We start from the raw sequence: 16,420 nt of genomic DNA, 5'->3' as shown, positions 1-16,420 counted from the left end.
TCACATAAGCTAGGAGACGCTGGCCAGGACGGTGCTTCAATATGGATCTTCCCGCGCCCAACTCTCCCTGGCTCGCCTCGCCTGCGCGGCCCAGGCTTCATGCTCGATGCGGTCCTCGCGTTCTTCCAACTGATCGGTCATCCGTCGGAAAATGTCGGCCCGCACCAGGATGAAGGAGTCCCCGGTTTGTGGGTCCTCCAGTTTGAGCGGGGCATCGCCCGCCTCGGCCGCGGCCCGGCGTTGATCCGGAGTGATGACATTCATCTCGCCCTCCCAATCTGGCCCGGGGACTGAGATCTTTCCATTGCCCCAGACTACCGAGACACAACGGCCCCTGCCAACGCGAAGTCCGACCCGCCATCGGGCGGCAGGGCCCGCTACCGAAGATTGCGGGCGGCGGCCCGGAGCCAGTCGCGCCGCGTGGCCCGGCCGTCGGGTTGGGGCAGGCCGTCGGTGGGGAGGCCGAGGGTGCGGGCGATCGCGGTCCAGCGCTCGGCGAGGGGGGCGTCGAGGGGCCGGCCGAGGTCGGCGGCGTGGGCCGGGAAGGCCTCGTAATACTGGCCGTGGATGTTCTTACCGCGGATGCTCCCCCTGGGCGGGCCGGACAGGCCGTGGAGGCCGCCGGCCGTGCCGAACGCCTGGACGATGGCGAACTCGGGGTCCTCGCGGGGGACGTCGGAGACGTAGATCGTCGCCGATCCGGCCCGGTGCAGGCGGCGTTGCAGGCGGCCGACGGGGACGGAGCCGGCCGCGATCTTCTCCGACCGCGCCAGGTGGGCGGCATGGCCCGCCGCCCGGCCGAGCGACATCCAGATCGGCTCCAGCCGCAAGGCGCAGAACCCGACGTGCGAGGCGCTCGCCGCCACCGGGACGAGCAGGTTGTCCACCTCCTTCGGCACGATCACCCCGTAGGGGATCTGGTAGGGCGGGGTCGACCGGTAGAACTCGCCCGAGTGCTGGCCGCCGAACCGGGGGCCCTCGTGGGCGGTGCCGTGGCAGTTCAGGCCGTAATCCCCGATAGCGATCGCGTCCGTGTGGAGGACCGCCCGCGCGTCGCCGGGGGCCGGCTCGACGTCCTTCTGGGTATACACCCTCGCGCCGACCATCCGCCGGGCCTCGCGGACGTACAATTGCGGCGGCAGGTGGCCGGTCTCCTCGAACTCGTCGCGGCACCAGCCCCAACCGCGGGCCTCGTCGCGGAACGCGGCCGGCACGGCGTCGTCGTTCTGGAGGAAGTAGAGCAGCCCGACCTGATCCCGCAGGTGCTCGGCGAAGATCCGCCCGCGCTCGGCCGGCGAGCCGTCGGGCCAGCCCAGGTTCCGGCCCGGCAACGACAGCCGGATCGACCCTTTGGACACGTCGTTGATGTCGTACTTGCCGTTGGGCAGGGGCGGCGTCTGGGCCTTGAACAGGCACCCGGTCGGGTAGCCGAAGACCGTCCGGATCCCCCGGCCCTGCAGCCAATCCAGTACTGGCGCGAAATCGTCGCGGCGGTACCCGGCAGGGGCCTCCGGCATGACCCGGTTGGCGGGATCCTGGGTCATGATCAGCCGGAAGTTGTACGCCTGGAGCTGGCCATCCGCAACGTCCGGTGCCAGGAATTCGCCGTATTCGTCGCGGGATTCGCGTCCAACGCGGCTGGCGACGCCCACCTTCGCCATCAGGTCGCCCTCGTAGGTCGCGTCGATGAAGGCGTCGGCGGCCACCGTCCAGGTCGATCCATCGGGCCGGGCGAGCGTGGCCGACGCGATCCGACGTCCGCCGTCGGCCATCGCCAGGCCCTCCAGGCGGGCCCCGGTCGCGAGATGGATCCGGGGGTGCTCGTCGAGCATCGCGCGGAAGGCGGCCAGGTTCACGCTCGGCTCGCCGAAGGTCCCCCGGAAGCAGTCGCGGGCCTGCGGCGATTCGCGGCCGTATCGGGCCACATAATCGGCCTCGACCCGCCGGGCGAAGTCCAGGAACGGGCCGTTGAGGCCTTCGAAGGTTCGGAAGTCGGTGTGCGACAGGCCCGAGGTCGTCAATCCGCCGATGCGGGCGGTCGGTTCGACCAGGACGACCGACTCGCCGTCGTCGGCGGCGGCCAGGGCCGCGGCGATCCCGCCGGGCGTCCCGCCATAGACCAGGACGTCGGACCGGCCCGCCCCATCGCCGATGGCGAGGAGGGGCACCATTTGCAGGATCAGGGCGGCCGCAAGCATGGCACTCATCCCCGGATTTGTTCTCGTCGATGGCCCGCTGGAGTCGCCCGGAGCATAAGACCGGGCCGGCCCGATCGCAACCCTCCCGGTGTCGGCCCGCGACCGCTCCGGAGGGGTCGCGGCCGTCGCGGTGTGCTGGCCGACCCGCCCATCGCCCCGGTATCCTGGGGGGACGATCGCCGCCCCGGCCCCGGGCCATCGCCACCGCCGCAGAGCGATCCTGCCCCGCCCCGAGGAGGGGGAATTCCGGGGCGATTCGTGTCACGGATCGGGTCGTTCGCGCCACCCCGATCGTCGGGCCATCTGGGAAAGGCCCGCGACCGAGGCCGACTCTCGAACCGAGGTGGGACATGATGCCGGCAGAACCGACCGATTCGGCGACCGACCCGGACCTCTGGCGGCGGGCGGCCGGGGGGGATTCCGGGGCGTTCGCGGTGCTGGTAGAGCGGTATCAATCCCTGGTCTGCGCCGTGGCTTACGGCACGTGCGGCGACCTGGCGTTGAGCGAGGACGTGGCCCAGGAGACATTCTGGGCGGCCTGGCGAGGCCGTGCCTCGCTGGCCGACCCGACCCGGATCCGGGCCTGGCTGTGCGGGATCGCCCGGAACCTGGGCCGGAACGCCGGCCGCCGCGCCGCCCGCCCCGCCTGGGCCGCCGAGGCGATCGACGCCAGCCGGGAGCCGATCGCCGCGAACCCGTCGCCGGCCGACGCGGCGGTGTCGCGCGAGGAGGAAGACCTGGTGCGGGATGCCCTGGGCCGGCTGCCCGAGTCGTACCGCGTCCCCTTGATCCTCTATTACCGCGAGGATCGGTCGGTGGCCGAGGTCGCCGCGGCCCTGGACCTGAGCGAGGAGGCCGTGAGGCAACGCCTCGCCCGGGGGCGGGGGATGCTCCGCGACCGGGTCGACGCGATCGTCGAGTCGGGCCTGCGGCGGAGCCGGCCGACCCGCACGTTCACCGCGGCCGTGATGGCGGGCCTGGCCTCCGGATCGGTCTCGCGCAACGCCCTGGCCGCGGCCGCCGGGCCGCCCGCGTTGAAGGTGGCGGGGCTGTTCGGCGGCGGCCTCGCCGGTTCCGTGCTGGGGCCGCTGGTCGGCCTGGCGGGCGGTTGGCTGGGATCCTGGCTCCCCGCCCAGCTCGCCCCGACCCGCCCCGACCGCGACCGGATCCGGGGACTCGGCGATCACATGATGGCGGCCAGCCTGGTCTTCATGCTCGCGGTCGCGGCGAGCGCGGTGGCGATGCGGTGGCGACTCCTCGGCGCCTGGTCGCCGCTGATACTGCTCGGCACGATCCTGCTCTTCCAGGGCTATGTGGCCTTCGTCGTCCTGCGGGCCCTCCGCGCCCAGCGGCGGTTCCACGCGACCAACACGGCCCCCCTGGAACCCAACGATGCCCCGCTCCGGGTGGCCATGGAAGCCGGGATGAGGCGGAGGCAAGGCCGGGTTTATCGGAGCCGGGCCTCGATCCTCGGCCGACCCCTGGTCGACATCAACGTGGCCGACCCCCGCTTCCCGGGCGACCCGCCGCCCGAGCCCGGTCGCGGCATCGCCCGGGGCTGGATCGCGATCGGCGACCACGCCCGGGGGCTGATCCTGGCGATCGGCTCGCAAACGGCCGTCGGCCTGATGGCGATCGGCGGCCGGACCCTGGGCGTCATCAGCGTGGGCGGGGTCGCCTGCGGGGGGATCGCCGTGGGCGGGCTGGCCGTCGGCCTGGTGGGCATCGGCGGGCTCGGGGTCGGGATCCTGGCCATCGGCGGGGGGGCCATCGGTGCCTGGGCCGCGGGCGGGGGGGCCCTGGCCTGGAACGTCGCGGTCGGAGGCGCGGCGATCGCCCGCCAGGCCGCCTTCGGGGGGCTCGCCATCGCCCGAGACCTTGCCGCCGGGGGCGAAGGGTTCGCGGCCCACTTCAACGACCCGATCTCCCGCGCCTTCTTCGACGCCCACCCGCTCAAGCAAGGCATGGACGGGCTCGGCCGGCATCGCGTCTGGTCCATCGTTGCCCTCGTGGCCGTCTCGGTCGTGCCCTCCGCCCTGATGGTCCCCCTGATGTACCGGACCCGCCCCCCGGAACCGGCCGCCGATCAAAACTAAGGTATTGACCTAAGTATTCAGGCGGGCTACATTGCCGCCGCGAGCCCAGCGAGGAAATCCCATGGCCCAGGCCGCATCGATCGATCGCGTGTTTCGCGCCCTGTCCGACCCGACGCGCCGGTCGGTGCTGGAACGGTTGAGCCAGAGCCCGGCGTCGGTGAGCGAGCTGGTGGCGCCATTCGACATGGCGCTGCCGTCGTTCGTCCAGCACCTGAGCGTGCTGGAGGAGTGCCAGCTCGTCACCTCGGAGAAGAAGGGGCGGGTTCGGACGTACCAGCTCATGCCGCAGCCCCTGAAGCTGGCGGAGGACTGGCTCGCCCGGCAGCGGTCGCAGTGGGAGACCCGCCTGGATCAGCTCGACGAGTATCTCAAGGCCCTCAAGGACAAGTCCCGATGAGCGCGACCCACCCCCTGGAACCCGATCCCCGGTTCGACCTGGTGCTGGCCCGCAGCATCGACGTGCCCCCCGCGCTGGTCTGGGAGGCCTGGACCCGGCCCGAGCACGTCTCGCAGTGGTTCGTCCCCCGCCCCTGGACCATCGCCGAATGCGAGATCGACCTCCGCCCCGGCGGGATCTTCCGGACGGTGATGAAGTCGCCCGAAGGGGTCGAGTACCCCTACACCGGCTGCTACCTGGAGATCCTCCCCGGCAAGCGGCTGACCTGGACCAACGTGCTGCTGCCCGGCTATCGCCCGGCGGTGGTCGAGGAAGGCCCCCGGTTCACCGCGGTCCTCTCGCTCGAACCCGAAGGGGACGGGACCCGATACGTCGCCACGGCGTTCCACCCCGACGAATCGAGCCGATCCACCCACGAGGCGATGGGCTTCCACCACGGGTGGGGCACGGTCCTGGATCAGCTCGTCGAGTATGTGAAGGCGAAGATGGCGGTCCGGGGCTGAGCCGGGCCCGGGCGTATCGACAAGGGGTGCGCCCGGACTTCCCTCGCCGCATGCCTCGCCAGACCGCCCCGGTATCGGTTAAAACGGTGGTTCGCGGCGTCGATGGCGCCGCGTCCGACGTTTCCGAGCAGTCCGGGGAGAGTTCCGTCGTGCCCGCTTCCATCCTCGACGAGATCGTCGCATCCAAGCGTCGCGAGGTCGCCGCATCGCGGCTCCGGCTCCCCCTGGAGGAACTGGAGGCGCAGGCGGCCGAGGCACCCCCGGTCCGCGACTTCCGCGCGGCCCTTTCCGGCCCGGGTCCGATCCGGCTGATCGCCGAGGTCAAGAAGGCGAGCCCCTCGGCGAAGGTCATCCGGGCCGACTTCGACCCGATCGCGATCGCCCGGGCCTATCAGGCTCACGGGGCGTCGTGCCTGAGCGTCCTGACCGATGCCCCCTACTTCCAGGGGCACCTGTCCTACCTGGCCCGGATCCGGGCGTCGGTCGCCATCCCCCTGCTCCGCAAGGACTTCCTGATCGACGAGTACCAGGTCGTCGAGGCCCGGATGGCCGGCGCCGACGCGATCCTGCTGATCGCCGAGATCCTCGACGACGAGCGGCTGGCCTCGCTCCTGGCACTGGCCCGGCGGTGGAACATGGCCGCCCTGGTCGAGTTCCACGACCCGGTCCACCTGCCCCGGGTCCTGGCCTCCGGCGCCGACCTGATCGGGGTCAACAACCGCGACCTTCATCGCTTCGTCACCGACCTCGGCCTGTCGTTGCGGCTCCGCGACCAGATCCCGCCCGACGTCCTGATGGTCAGCGAGAGCGGCATCCGCACTCGCGAAGATGTCGAACGGCTGGAAGCCGCCGGCGTCTCCGCGATCCTGGTCGGCGAGACCCTGATGCGGGCCCCGGACATCGGCCTGGCCACCGAGCAACTGCTCGGGCTCGCCCCCGCGCCCGAGGTCGGTTAGCCCGCCACCTTCTCGCGAGCCTGCTTGGAGGCCCGGCGCGTCCTCGGCTTGTGTGCCCGCGCCGCCCGTGGCTCGACCATGGGCGTCGGGTCCGCGGCCTGGGCCGCCCGCCGGGCCCTCACGATCAGGAACAGGTTGCGGGCGTAGACCGGGATCCCCATCACCTGGCCCATGATGATCACCGGCTCGCGCCGGTAGATGGCATAGGCCAGCAGGTCGATCCCGCCCAGCAGGCTCAGCCACCAGAAGGCGATCGGCACGACCGAATCGCGCTTCTTCTCCGAGGCGATCCACTGGATCAGGAACCGGAGGGCGAAGATCCCCTGCCCCACGACCCCGATCACCAGCCAGTAGCTAGCGGTCGTCATCGGCCGACCTCCTGAGCCGCGTTGGCCCGCTGCCCGGCCGTCATCGCACCGGGCATGCCGATCACCTCGGCCACCTCGCACCGCACCGGGCGCCTCAGCAGCCAGGCCACGCCGAGCAGGTCCACCACCACCCGGACCGACCGATTGCCGAAGTGGTAGTTCGACTTCCCGCGCGTCCTGGGGCGGTGCGTCACCGGCATCTGGACGATCCGGCATCCTTCGCGGATCAGCAGCGGCCCGAAGAACCGGTGCGAGCCGTGGAACATCGGCAGCCTCAGTGCGACCTCGCGAGGGAAGATCCGCACTGAGCAGCCGGTGTCGCGGATCGACTGCCCCAGGAACCAGTTCCTGGCCCGGTTGGCCATCCGGCTGATGATCCGCTTGGTCCAGACATCCTCGCGGGTCCGCCGCCACCCCAGCGCCGCATCGTGGCCGGGCAACGCCCCCCACAGGATCGCCAGGTCCGCCGGGGGGTTCTGGAGATCGGCGTCGAGCACGCCCACCCAGTCGCCGCGAGACGCCCGGAAACCGGCCGCCGTCGCCGCCGACTGGCCGACATTCCGCGCCAGGATCACCGACCGCAGCTCGGGATGCAATTCGCCCAGGTCCCGCAGCACCTCGGCGGAGCCGTCGGTCGAGCCGTCGTCGACGATCACGACCTCGTAGGCTTCGAGGCGATGACGCCCCTCCCCTTCGGCGATGAGAGGGCGGAAGGCTCGGGCGATCTCGTCCAAGAGGTGCGGCAGGTTGCCGGCCTCGTTCTTGGCCGGGATGACGATCGAGAACGTCCCGCGCCGGGCCGCTCCGAGGTCGGGGCGAACATGGGACGCGGCCGCTTCGGGCGGGTTCAGGATGTGTGCGTCGTCGCGTCGGAAAGAACTCATGACGTCGGGCCTCCCTGCCCGTCGCGAGGGTCGCCGATCCTCGTGCCACCCGAATTTGCCAATCATCCAGATACCCATCGGCGCGCCCATACCAAACGCTTCAATTCGGCCCGGGGCTTTCGACCCACCCGATGACCTGGACACCCCGGACACCCGCTGCTACGTTGGCACCGGACGAGCCTGCTTCGCCGATTCCCCATCGCCCATCGAGCGTCCCGGTCGCTGCCCCATGAATGCCCACGCCACCCGGATAGCCACCTCGCTGCTCAAGCCAAGTCCTTTCAGCATATCCGTTTATGGCGACCCGGAAGCGGAAACGGGCGGTCTCATCGATGGAATCCGCGAGTCGGGCATCCTGGTGCCGCTCGTCGTGACCTTGACCGGCGACGTTTGGGAAGTGGTCTCGGGCAATCGACGGCTCGCCTGTGCCCGCTCCCTGGGTCTTGTTGACCTCCCCTGCGAGGTCCGCTCGTTCGCGTCCACGGCCGAGCTTCGACAGGCCGTCCTCGAATACAACCGCCAGCGGCACAAGACGTTCTCGCAACAGATGCGTGAGGCCGACGCGTTGGAGGAGATCCTGGGAGCCCAGGCGAAGCTGAGAAGTCAGTCCAACCTTCGCAAAGGGACCGATCCTGTCGATCGTCGGAATTCCGACGATCGGGGCGGTCGCACCGATACCGCGATCGCCAGGACCATTGGTCTCGGCGGCAAGGATCTTTACCGCCAGGCCCGCAAGCTCTGGTCGGTCGCCCAATCCGGAGACGATCGCGCCCGTAGCGGCGTCGCGCAGATCGATGCCGGGACCAAGACGATCCACGCCGCCTACAAGGACCTGAGACGTCGCGATCGCTTCTCTGCCAACTTCCGCCCCACGCCTTACGACGTCTGGTCGTTCAAGCACGATCGCGCCTTCGGAATCCCCCATCCCGGTTCCATCCCCCCAGCTATCGTCGCCCATACGCTCCACTACTTCACCGCCCCCGGCGCCTTGGTCGTCGACCCCATGAGCGGCGGCGGGACGACCATGGACGTCTGCGAGTCGATGGGCCGCGTTTGCCTCGCGTATGACATAGAGCCCAAACGTCCCGGAGTCATCCGTCTCGACATCCGAAGCGGCTTTCCGCCTGAGGCGAGCGGGTGCGATCTGGTCTTCTGCGATCCCCCGTACCATACCATGCTGGCGCGCCAGTACGCGTCCGAAGGGGTCGCGGAAATCCCCCTGGACGCGTGGCAACGTTTCCTCGATCAGCTGGCACGCGACGCTTTCGCCACACTCAAGTCGGGCGGCTACTTCGCCTTGCTGCTGGCCAACCAGACTGAGAAGGATCTCCCGGCCGGACACGGCTATCTGGATCACGCCTTCTTCGGCTACAAGGCGATCCTCGACGCCGGGTTCGCACCCCATCGGCGAATCAGTTGCCCGATGGATGGCGCGTACTTGCCCCAGCATGTCCGCCGCGCCAGGCTCGACGGGCGGATGCTGGGGCAGGTCAGGGATCTTATAGTCGCGCGTAAACCTTGAATTGGTAGATATTAAGGGATCGGGTCGCCGCCCGCGAGTTCGTAGACTTTCCCGCGCACGAATGGATTCGTCAGCGTGGGATTGCGGCGGACGATCGGTTCCGGAAGTTGCGCGACGGCCCGCCGGACCAGTTCCTCAACCTGATCCAGCCGGAGGCTTTCGATCACCAGCGCGATGGCCGCGTCCTCGTCCGCTTTCGCCTTCTGTTCCCGGGCCTTTTCTTGCTTCGATTCGACCGTACGGAGCTGATTTTCCAGTTCCCGTCTGCGCAATTCGAGCCGGTTGGCGACCTGGGGCAGAAGCTCGTAGCCATCCTCGATCCCCGCGCGAATGTAGCCGGGGCCGTTCTGTAGCTTGCCCTGGCTTTGCAAATAAAGCGCGTTGAGCAAAACCTTGGCGACATCCTCGGGCGCCTTCTTGGCGGCCAGGGATTCGGCGAGCCTCCCTGGTATCCCCTGCTCCCTCAACAAATCTTGCACATTCGCAGCAACCGCCAGGCGACCGTCGGAGCACAAACGAAACGGCGTTCCCGGAATCGGGATGCTGGGGCTGTCTTCTCTCGTTCTTTGTTCTCGTTCGGGCCCAGCTGCGGGGCCGCTCGGGCCGAAGAACTGGGCCAGCGCCTCGAAAGATTTTGGACCAGTTCGGAGGGGGGGTCCTAAGGATTCTGGACCAGTTTCACCCCCACCCTCTAAAGAAAGTGGGCCAGTCGGTGCTGCCGGTTGGGCCGGTCGCAGCTTTTTTGCCGCGGGACGACCCGGCGGCGCCTGCTGCATGATCCGATAGGCCGTCGACCTCCCCTTCGACTTGCTGGTCGCCAGCAGGCCCAGTCGGGTGAGCTCCTCGATCGCCGCAAGGACCGTTTGGCGGCTCAGTCCCGCCTGTGCGGCGATCGTGCGAATGCCTGGATAAGCCCAACCGGTCCCGAAATCCGCATACAGGCCGATCACCAGATAGACCTTGATGGCCGAGCCGCCAAGCGTCTTGAAGGACTCGGAACGGAGCAGGTCGTGTTCGACCCGGAAGAAGAACGGATCCATGGTCGACTGGTCTCCCTCCCTGGGACCGGACGACGGGCGCGACGTCGGTTAAACGATCTCGGCCGGCTCAATTAAGCGAACTCGTCCGCGAGCGGGTCGGAGACGTAATACGACTTCACTTTCCCGCGTTCGTGCGTGGTGGAGACCACGAGCTTCAGCTTCTCGAGCCGCGCCAGGCAGTCGATGACCGTCGGGCAGGACAGGCGAGTTTGCTGCATCATCTGGTTGAGGCTCATGGTCACGCTCTGATCGGGGATCCCCCCGCAGGCCTCGAGCATGACCATGTAGACCTTGATCGCCTCACCCTTGATGCGGGCCAGATACCCGCGCTCGATGAGGACGCTCCTGAGCCAATCCGTCTGAATGGGCATGGCGACGGGCATGAGAAACCCCCTCCTGGAGAATCATCCTTGCTCGACACGGATCTGACCCAATCTCACCCGATACCCGAAGACGATCAGGCCCCTGCCCTATGCCCCTCCTATAGAGAGAGGTTGAACCGCACGGATAACCGGGCTAGGTGAGATTATCGTTAGAAGCGGAACCGGCACTGGAGGAATTCGACGTCGAACGAGAAAAAGCACCGAAAATGAGTGAAGTCGCAGGAGGAAAAGTGACCAGTTCCTTGACGTGAGGGAAACTCTCGGTAAGATCTTCCTTGTCGCCTGTGAGACGGGACGACGACGCGAGGCGGGGGCGAGAGTCGCCGCGGAGCGGGCCGAGAAGAAAAAAACGAAGTGATTGACTTCGCGACATCTTCCCGGTAATATCTCACTCGTCGCCGACACAAACCGAGTCATGCGAATGACTTGCGAGTGAAACCGGCGACAACCACCACCGAAGCCCTCGAACAGGGCGGCCCGCGAGGGTCGCTTGCTGCGTCTCAGGGCGGGTGGAAAAAGCAAGGTCGCGGGGAGTCCATCGGACGAGCCGCGGTCGCGTGGGTCGGGGGGAAGCTCTCCCGGTCCCTTCTTTGACAATTCGGTCGATCGTCTGCAAGCAGACACACGCATGTGAGCGGGCCCTTGAGGGGAGCCGGCGTGGGAGGATCGGGATGAGCAGGGTGGGGCCTCGGCCTCGCCGTGTTGTCCGGGTCGGATCACGCAGCACTCGGTGGCGAGGTCGGGTTCATCTCCGACCGATCGGACCGGGGCGACCAGTTAGTTTTTCCTCGACCCGAGGAAATGGGAGCGGACTCGTCCGCTCTCCCATCTCGAAGGGTTTGATCCTGGCTCAGAATGAACGTTGGCGGCGTGGATTAGGCATGCAAGTCGAACGCCCCGCAAGGGGAGTGGCGCAAGGGTGAGTAAGGCGATGGTAACCAACCTCGCGGACGGGCATAGCCGGGGGAAACCCCGGGTAATTCCCGGCGACGCGGCGAACCGGCATCGGTTTGCCGCCAAAGGCTTCGGCCGCCGCGAGACGGGCCGTCGTGGTATTAGGTTGTTGGTGGGGTGACGGCCCACCAAGCCTGCGATGCCTACCGGGTGTGAGAGCATGGCCCGGCACACTGGGACTGAGACACTGCCCAGACTCCTACGGGAGGCTGCAGTCGAGAATCTTCGGCAATGGGCGCAAGCCTGACCGAGCGACGCCGCGTGGAGGACGAAGGCCTTCGGGTTGTAAACTCCTGTCGAGGGGGAGGAAGGCGCAAGCTTGACCGATCCCTGGAGGAAGCACGGGCTAAGTTCGTGCCAGCAGCCGCGGTAAGACGAACCGTGCGAACGTTATTCGGAATTACTGGGCTTAAAGCGCGTGTAGGCGGGCCGGCACGTCCGACGCTGAAATCCCCCGGCTCAACCGGGGAAGTGGCGGGGATACGACCGGCCTCGAGGGGGGTAGGGGGACCTGGAACTTCCGGTGGAGCGGTGAAATGCGTTGAGATCGGAAGGAACGCCCGTGGCGAAAGCGAGGTCCTGGACCCTTTCTGACGCTGAGACGCGAAAGCCAGGGGAGCGAACGGGATTAGATACCCCGGTAGTCCTGGCCGTAAACGATGAACACTGGGTAGGGGGCTCGCCGATGGGCTCCCTGCCGTAGGGAAACCGTGAAGTGTTCCGCCTGGGGAGTATGGTCGCAAGGCTGAAACTCAAAGGAATTGACGGGGGCTCACACAAGCGGTGGAGTATGTGGCTTAATTCGAGGCTACGCGCAGAACCTTATCCCGGGCTTGACATGCACGGATTAGCCGGCGGAAACGTCGGTGAGGCCGCAAGGTACAACGTGCACAGGTGCTGCATGGCTGTCGTCAGCTCGTGCCGTGAGGTGTTGGGTTAAGTCCCCTAACGAGCGCAACCCCTGTGTCTAGTTGCCAACGGGTCATGCCGGGAACTCTAGACAGACCGCCGGCGTTAAGCCGGAGGAAGGCGGGGATGACGTCAAGTCCTCATGGCCCTTATGCCCGGGGCTGCACACGTACTACAATGGGCCGGACAGAGCGTCGCCAAGCCGCAAGGCCGAGCTAATCGCATAAACCGGCCCCCAGTTCGGATTGCGGGCTGCAACCCGCCCGCATGAAGCCGGAATCGCTAGTAATCGCGGATCAGCATGCCGCGGTGAATGTGTTCCTGAGCCTTGTACACACCGCCCGTCAAGCCACCAAAGCGGGGGGCATCCGAAGTCGCCGGAGCCGAAAGGCAGGCGCCGAAGATGAAACCCGTGATGGGGACTAAGTCGTAACAAGGTAACCGTAGGGGAACCTGCGGTTGGATCACCTCCTTTCTAAGGAAACTTGGAAAATCTTCATCCACGCCGGAGTACACGCCGCACCGAGGATCCCGTATCCTCACCGCGGTGCCGGGCCGTGAGATGACATCGGCCCGTCCCGGACACGATCCCCGACGCCGGCCCCCCTTGCGGGCCCGACTCGATAGAACGTGGTCTACGCTTGCAGCAGATCGATCGAATCCCGGGATGCCGGGGGTGGGGTTAATACCCCTTCCCCGGCCCTCCCGTCGCTTCCCTCTCCGCTCCCCCACCGGGTGCGGGGCGGTGCAGGTCCCCCAGGGATGCTGCGTCGCCCCCTGGCCGGTGGCCAGGTGCCCGGGGCGTTGGCCCCGACGCATCGGATCTTTCACAATTCGGCGGTTGGTCACACACACGCAAGCGAGTGCAAACTCGAAAGTGGTAGTGGCACAGAATCATCCACGAACGTGGACCCTTTTGGATCCGCATGGGGACTAAACCATCCCATGCGAGGATCGTTACTCCGAGGGAAGGAGCGTCGCGAGACGCGCCGGCCTCGAATCGATGGGACTCAAGATTCATGCGATCACGGCCTCCTGATCCTTCACGGGATCGGGGCGGGCACGGGTCGGAGTGGTCAAGTCCTTAAGGGCACGGGGGGGATGCCTAGGCGTCATCAGATGACGGGCGTGTTGGCTGCGATAAGTCCGGGGGAGCTGCCCAAAGAGCGTCGATCCCGGAATGCCCGTCGGAGACCCGGGGAACTGAAACATCTCAGTACCCGGAGGAAAAGAAATCAACCGAGACTCCCTCAGTAGCGGCGAGCGAACGGGGACCAGCCTAAACCGGGTGGGACACCACCCGGGGTCGTGGGGCCGGAGCCATGGAATGAGCCAGCGTCAGCCGAAGTCCGCTGGAAAGCGGCACCAGAGCGGGTGACAGTCCCGTAGGCGACGATGCGAACTCTCCTATCCGGTACCCGAGTAGGGTCGGGCACGTGAAACCCGGCCTGAATCGGCGGGGACCATCCCGCAAGGCTAAGTACTCGATGACGACCGATAGCGAACCCAGTAGGGCGACCGAACGGTGGGAAGAACCCCGATAAGGGGAGGAGACTGAACCTGAAACCCCGTGCCTACGAGCGGTGGGAGGGCGTCTGGCCTCGGCCGGCCTGACCGCGTGCCTTTTGCATAATGATCCGGCGAGTTACTGTGTCCGGCTTGGTTAATCCCTTCAGGGGAGGAGCCGCAGCGAAAGCGAGTCCTAACCGGCGACGATGTCGGGCGCAGTAGACGCGAAACCAGGTGAACTACCCATGGGCAGGTTGAAGCGGCCGTAACAGGCCGTGGAGGACCGAACCCACCGATGTTGAAAAATCGGGGGAGGACCCGTGGGGAGGAGTGAAAGTCTTATCAAACCTGGAGATAGCTCGTTCTCTCCGAAATGGCTTTAGGGCCAGCCTCGGGCAGTACCTGACGGGGGTAGAGCGACGGAATTCGGCCGGGGGGCTTCCCGCCTACCCGCCGAAACCCAACTCCGAATACCGTCAGGCGGACCCCGGGAGTCAGAGCGTGGGGGATAAGCTTCACGCTCGAGAGGGAAACAACCCAGACCGCCGACCAAGGCCCCCAAGTTGACGCTCAGTGGCAAAGGAAGTGGGATCGCGGTGACAGCCGGGATGTTGGCTTAGAAGCAGCCACCATTTCAAAAGTGCGTAACAGCTTACCGGTCGAGCCATCCCGCGCCGAAAATGACGGGGACTCAAGCGTCACGCCGCAGTCGCGGGTTCGAGAAATCGAGCAGTAGGAGAGCGTCGCCATCCGCGGCGAAGCCGTACGGGGACGAACGGTGGAGCGATGGCGAGTGCGTATGCCGGAACGAGTAACGATAAGACGGGTGGGAAGCCCGTCCGCCGAAAGCACAAGGTTTCCTGGGGAAGGTCAATCCGCCCAGGGTCAGTCGGGACCTAAGTCGAGGCCCAAGGGCGTAGACGATGGGCAGGCGGTTAATATTCCGCCACCCGGTGGTGAGGTTGAAGCGGCGAGGACGCCGGGAAATGAGGGGTCGGGGCATTAGATTACCCCGTCCCGCAAGGGCGACGGCATTCGATCCGGAAGCCCCTCTTCACCCGGCCACGAAAAGCCCGCCGTGGACGATCCATCGGCCCGTACCGCAATCCGACACAGGTGTGCTAGGCGAGCATCCGAAGGCGTTCGGGAGAACCCTCGTGAAGGAACTCGGCAAAATGACCCCGTACCTTCGGTATAAGGGGTGCTCATCCCGCGAGGGGTGAGCCGCAGAGAATCGGCTCTAGCGACTGTTTATCAAAAACACAGGACTCTGCCAACTCGCAAGAGGACGTATAGAGTCTGACGCCTGCTCGGTGTCGGTAGGTTAAGGGAGCCGGTTAGCGAAAGCGACGCTGGCGACCGAAGCCCCGATAAACGGCGGCCGTAACTATGACGGTCCTAAGGTAGCGAAGTTCCTTGTCGGGTAAGTTCCGACCTGCATGAATGGCGTAACGACTGGAGCGCTGTCTCCACGAGGGACCCGGTGAAACTGTAGCCGTGGTGAAGATGCCACGTACCCGCGGTCAGACGGAAAGACCCCGTGAACCTTTACTGCAGGTTGACACTGGCCCAGCGTCGGTTTTGTGTAGCATAGGTGGGAGGCAGCGACCCGGCGGCGCCAGCCGTCGGCGAGCCATCGGTGAAATACCACCCTGAACCGACGTTGGTCCTCACCGATCCGTGGCCCGGATCGGGACCGTGTTCATCGGGCAGTTTGACTGGGGCGGTCTCCTCCCAAAGCGTAACGGAGGAGTGCAATGGTACCCTCGGCCCGGTCGGCAATCGGGCAACATGAGCGCAAAAGTACAAGGGTGCCTGACTGCGAGACCCATCAGTCGAGCAGGGACGAAAGTCGGCTTTAGTGATCCGGCGGTGCTGGATGGAAAGGCCGTCGCTCAACAGATAAAAGGTACTCCGGGGATAACAGGCTGATCTCCCCCGAGCGTCCACAGCGGCGGGGAGGTTTGGCACCTCGATGTCGGCTCATCGCATCCTGGGGCTGGAGAAGGTCCCAAGGGTTTGGCTGTTCGCCAATGAAAGCGGTACGCGAGCTGGGTTCAGACCGTCGTGAGACAGGTCGGTCCCTATCTGCCGTGGGCGTTGGAAACTTGCGAAGGGTCTCCCCTAGTACGAGAGGATTGGGGAGGACCGACCTCTGGTGTTCCGGCTGTCCCGCTCGGGGCATCGTCGGGTAGCCAGGTCGGGAAAGGATAAGCGCTGAAGGCATCTAAGCGCGAAGCCCTCTTCAAGACGAGGTTTCCGGCAGCGATATGCTGCGAAGGCTCCTGGAAGACGACCAGGTCGATAGGCCGGGAGTGCACGACGGGCGACCGTCGCAGCCGACCGGTCCTAACAGCCGAGCGGCTTGACCACCCCGACTCGTCGCCGCCCCCAACAGGGCCGCGATCATTCGGGATCTCAGGCCCATCGACGACGATCCATGATCCTCCACGGGTCCGCGACCGAGATGATCCCGTCCGCCATCACGACGCGTGTGTGCGACCACCCTCCGCGGACGATCCGAACCACCGCGGCCGCGGGGAGCTGACCCTCCCCCGGCCGACTTCCGGCGACGATACTGGCGGGGCCCCACCCGTTCCCATCCCGAACACGGCCGTTAAGCCCGCCAGGCCCATGATAGTGCCCTCGGCGCGAAAGTCGGTCATCGCCGGATCCCACACCAGCCGCCGCCCGGCATCCC

At 66.7% G+C, this 16,420-nt stretch carries 11 protein-coding genes and 3 rRNA genes; 8 read left to right on the top strand and 6 right to left on the bottom strand.

The genetic code is table 11. The features are described from left to right. Positions 1-36 precede the first annotated feature (36 nt). Both TA3x_RS08870 and TA3x_RS08865 read right to left on the bottom strand, forming a co-directional pair. Positions 37-264 carry a hypothetical protein gene (locus TA3x_RS08870; protein WP_435020335.1) on the bottom strand — a complete coding sequence of 76 codons (228 nt, stop codon included), beginning with the start codon at positions 262-264 and terminating at the stop codon, positions 37-39. A gap of 113 nt (positions 265-377) precedes the next feature. Continuing rightward, positions 378-2,171 (bottom strand): FAD-dependent oxidoreductase, encoded by a 1,794-nt coding sequence (locus tag TA3x_RS08865; RefSeq protein ID WP_435022321.1) that lies wholly within the window; start codon positions 2,169-2,171, stop codon positions 378-380. A 377-nt stretch (positions 2,172-2,548) separates the two neighbouring features. Between TA3x_RS08865 and TA3x_RS08860 the strand changes: the two genes are divergently transcribed. The 4 genes from TA3x_RS08860 to trpC all read left to right on the top strand — a co-directional run bounded on the left by TA3x_RS08860 (position 2,549) and on the right by trpC (position 6,150). Beyond that, the gene (locus TA3x_RS08860) at positions 2,549-4,294 is read left to right on the top strand and encodes an RNA polymerase sigma factor (protein ID WP_435020333.1); all 1,746 of its coding nucleotides are present in this window, start codon (positions 2,549-2,551) and stop codon (positions 4,292-4,294) included. Positions 4,295-4,355: 61 nt separating this feature from the next. Then, on the top strand, positions 4,356-4,691 hold the full coding sequence (locus tag TA3x_RS08855; protein WP_435020331.1) for an ArsR/SmtB family transcription factor: 336 nt from the start codon (positions 4,356-4,358) through the stop codon (positions 4,689-4,691). Beyond that, on the top strand, positions 4,688-5,194 hold the full coding sequence (locus tag TA3x_RS08850) for an SRPBCC family protein (RefSeq protein WP_435020329.1): 507 nt from the start codon (positions 4,688-4,690) through the stop codon (positions 5,192-5,194). Before TA3x_RS08855 ends, TA3x_RS08850 begins: the two co-directional genes overlap by 4 nt. A gap of 149 nt (positions 5,195-5,343) precedes the next feature. Continuing rightward, a complete protein-coding gene (gene trpC / locus TA3x_RS08845; RefSeq protein WP_435020327.1) occupies positions 5,344-6,150 on the top strand; it encodes an indole-3-glycerol phosphate synthase TrpC in 807 nt (268 codons plus the stop codon). On the opposite strand, the gene TA3x_RS08840 is transcribed toward trpC, so the two are convergent. Together TA3x_RS08840 and TA3x_RS08835 are read right to left on the bottom strand one after the other, a co-directional pair. Next, on the bottom strand, positions 6,147-6,518 hold the full coding sequence (locus tag TA3x_RS08840; RefSeq protein WP_435020325.1) for a lipid-A-disaccharide synthase N-terminal domain-containing protein: 372 nt from the start codon (positions 6,516-6,518) through the stop codon (positions 6,147-6,149). The two genes, trpC and TA3x_RS08840, sit on opposite strands and share 4 nt — an antisense overlap. Further along, entirely contained in the window at positions 6,515-7,402 is an 888-nt protein-coding gene (locus TA3x_RS08835) for a glycosyltransferase family 2 protein (RefSeq protein ID WP_435020323.1), read from the bottom strand. The genes TA3x_RS08840 and TA3x_RS08835 overlap by 4 nt, the downstream gene beginning before the upstream one ends. 229 nt (positions 7,403-7,631) lie before the next feature. Here TA3x_RS08835 and TA3x_RS08830 point away from each other — a divergent pair, with 229 nt between their 5' ends. After that, positions 7,632-8,924, top strand: coding sequence for a DNA methyltransferase (locus TA3x_RS08830; RefSeq protein WP_435020321.1), 1,293 nt, complete (start codon positions 7,632-7,634; stop codon positions 8,922-8,924). Positions 8,925-8,935: 11 nt separating this feature from the next. Here TA3x_RS08830 and TA3x_RS08825 read toward each other — a convergent pair whose 3' ends face one another. Further along, positions 8,936-9,964, bottom strand: a complete 1,029-nt coding sequence (locus TA3x_RS08825) for a helix-turn-helix domain-containing protein (RefSeq protein WP_435020319.1) — start codon at positions 9,962-9,964, stop codon at positions 8,936-8,938. Positions 9,965-10,035: 71 nt separating this feature from the next. Beyond that, positions 10,036-10,335, bottom strand: a complete 300-nt coding sequence (locus TA3x_RS08820) for a hypothetical protein (protein WP_435020317.1) — start codon at positions 10,333-10,335, stop codon at positions 10,036-10,038. An 839-nt stretch (positions 10,336-11,174) separates the two neighbouring features. Between TA3x_RS08820 and TA3x_RS08815 the strand changes: the two genes are divergently transcribed. The 3 genes from TA3x_RS08815 (at position 11,175) to rrf (ending at position 16,393) form a co-directional block, all read left to right on the top strand. Next, positions 11,175-12,685: ribosomal RNA gene (locus TA3x_RS08815) — 16S ribosomal RNA — on the top strand. Positions 12,686-13,284: 599 nt separating this feature from the next. Further along, positions 13,285-16,092: ribosomal RNA gene (locus TA3x_RS08810) — 23S ribosomal RNA — on the top strand. A gap of 192 nt (positions 16,093-16,284) precedes the next feature. Beyond that, positions 16,285-16,393, top strand: a 5S ribosomal RNA gene (rrf, locus tag TA3x_RS08805). Together the 16S, 23S and 5S rRNA genes form the textbook arrangement of a ribosomal RNA operon. Positions 16,394-16,420: the final 27 nt, after the last annotated feature.

This window comes from Tundrisphaera macrotermitis (assembly GCF_051175315.1).
Taxonomy (GTDB): domain Bacteria; phylum Planctomycetota; class Planctomycetia; order Isosphaerales; family Isosphaeraceae; genus Tundrisphaera.
This window is presented reverse-complemented; position numbering and strand designations above follow the sequence as displayed.

Coding starts and splice junctions, on each gene's coding strand:
- TA3x_RS08870 (WP_435020335.1), bottom strand. CDS start 264: ATGAATGTCATCACTCCGGATCAACGCCGGGCCGCGGCCGAGGCGGGC.
- TA3x_RS08865 (WP_435022321.1), bottom strand. CDS start 2,171: ATGGTGCCCCTCCTCGCCATCGGCGATGGGGCGGGCCGGTCCGACGTC.
- TA3x_RS08860 (WP_435020333.1), top strand. CDS start 2,549: ATGATGCCGGCAGAACCGACCGATTCGGCGACCGACCCGGACCTCTGG.
- TA3x_RS08855 (WP_435020331.1), top strand. CDS start 4,356: ATGGCCCAGGCCGCATCGATCGATCGCGTGTTTCGCGCCCTGTCCGAC.
- TA3x_RS08850 (WP_435020329.1), top strand. CDS start 4,688: ATGAGCGCGACCCACCCCCTGGAACCCGATCCCCGGTTCGACCTGGTG.
- TA3x_RS08840 (WP_435020325.1), bottom strand. CDS start 6,518: ATGACGACCGCTAGCTACTGGCTGGTGATCGGGGTCGTGGGGCAGGGG.
- TA3x_RS08835 (WP_435020323.1), bottom strand. CDS start 7,402: ATGAGTTCTTTCCGACGCGACGACGCACACATCCTGAACCCGCCCGAA.
- TA3x_RS08830 (WP_435020321.1), top strand. CDS start 7,632: ATGAATGCCCACGCCACCCGGATAGCCACCTCGCTGCTCAAGCCAAGT.
- TA3x_RS08825 (WP_435020319.1), bottom strand. CDS start 9,964: ATGGATCCGTTCTTCTTCCGGGTCGAACACGACCTGCTCCGTTCCGAG.
- TA3x_RS08820 (WP_435020317.1), bottom strand. CDS start 10,335: ATGCCCATTCAGACGGATTGGCTCAGGAGCGTCCTCATCGAGCGCGGG.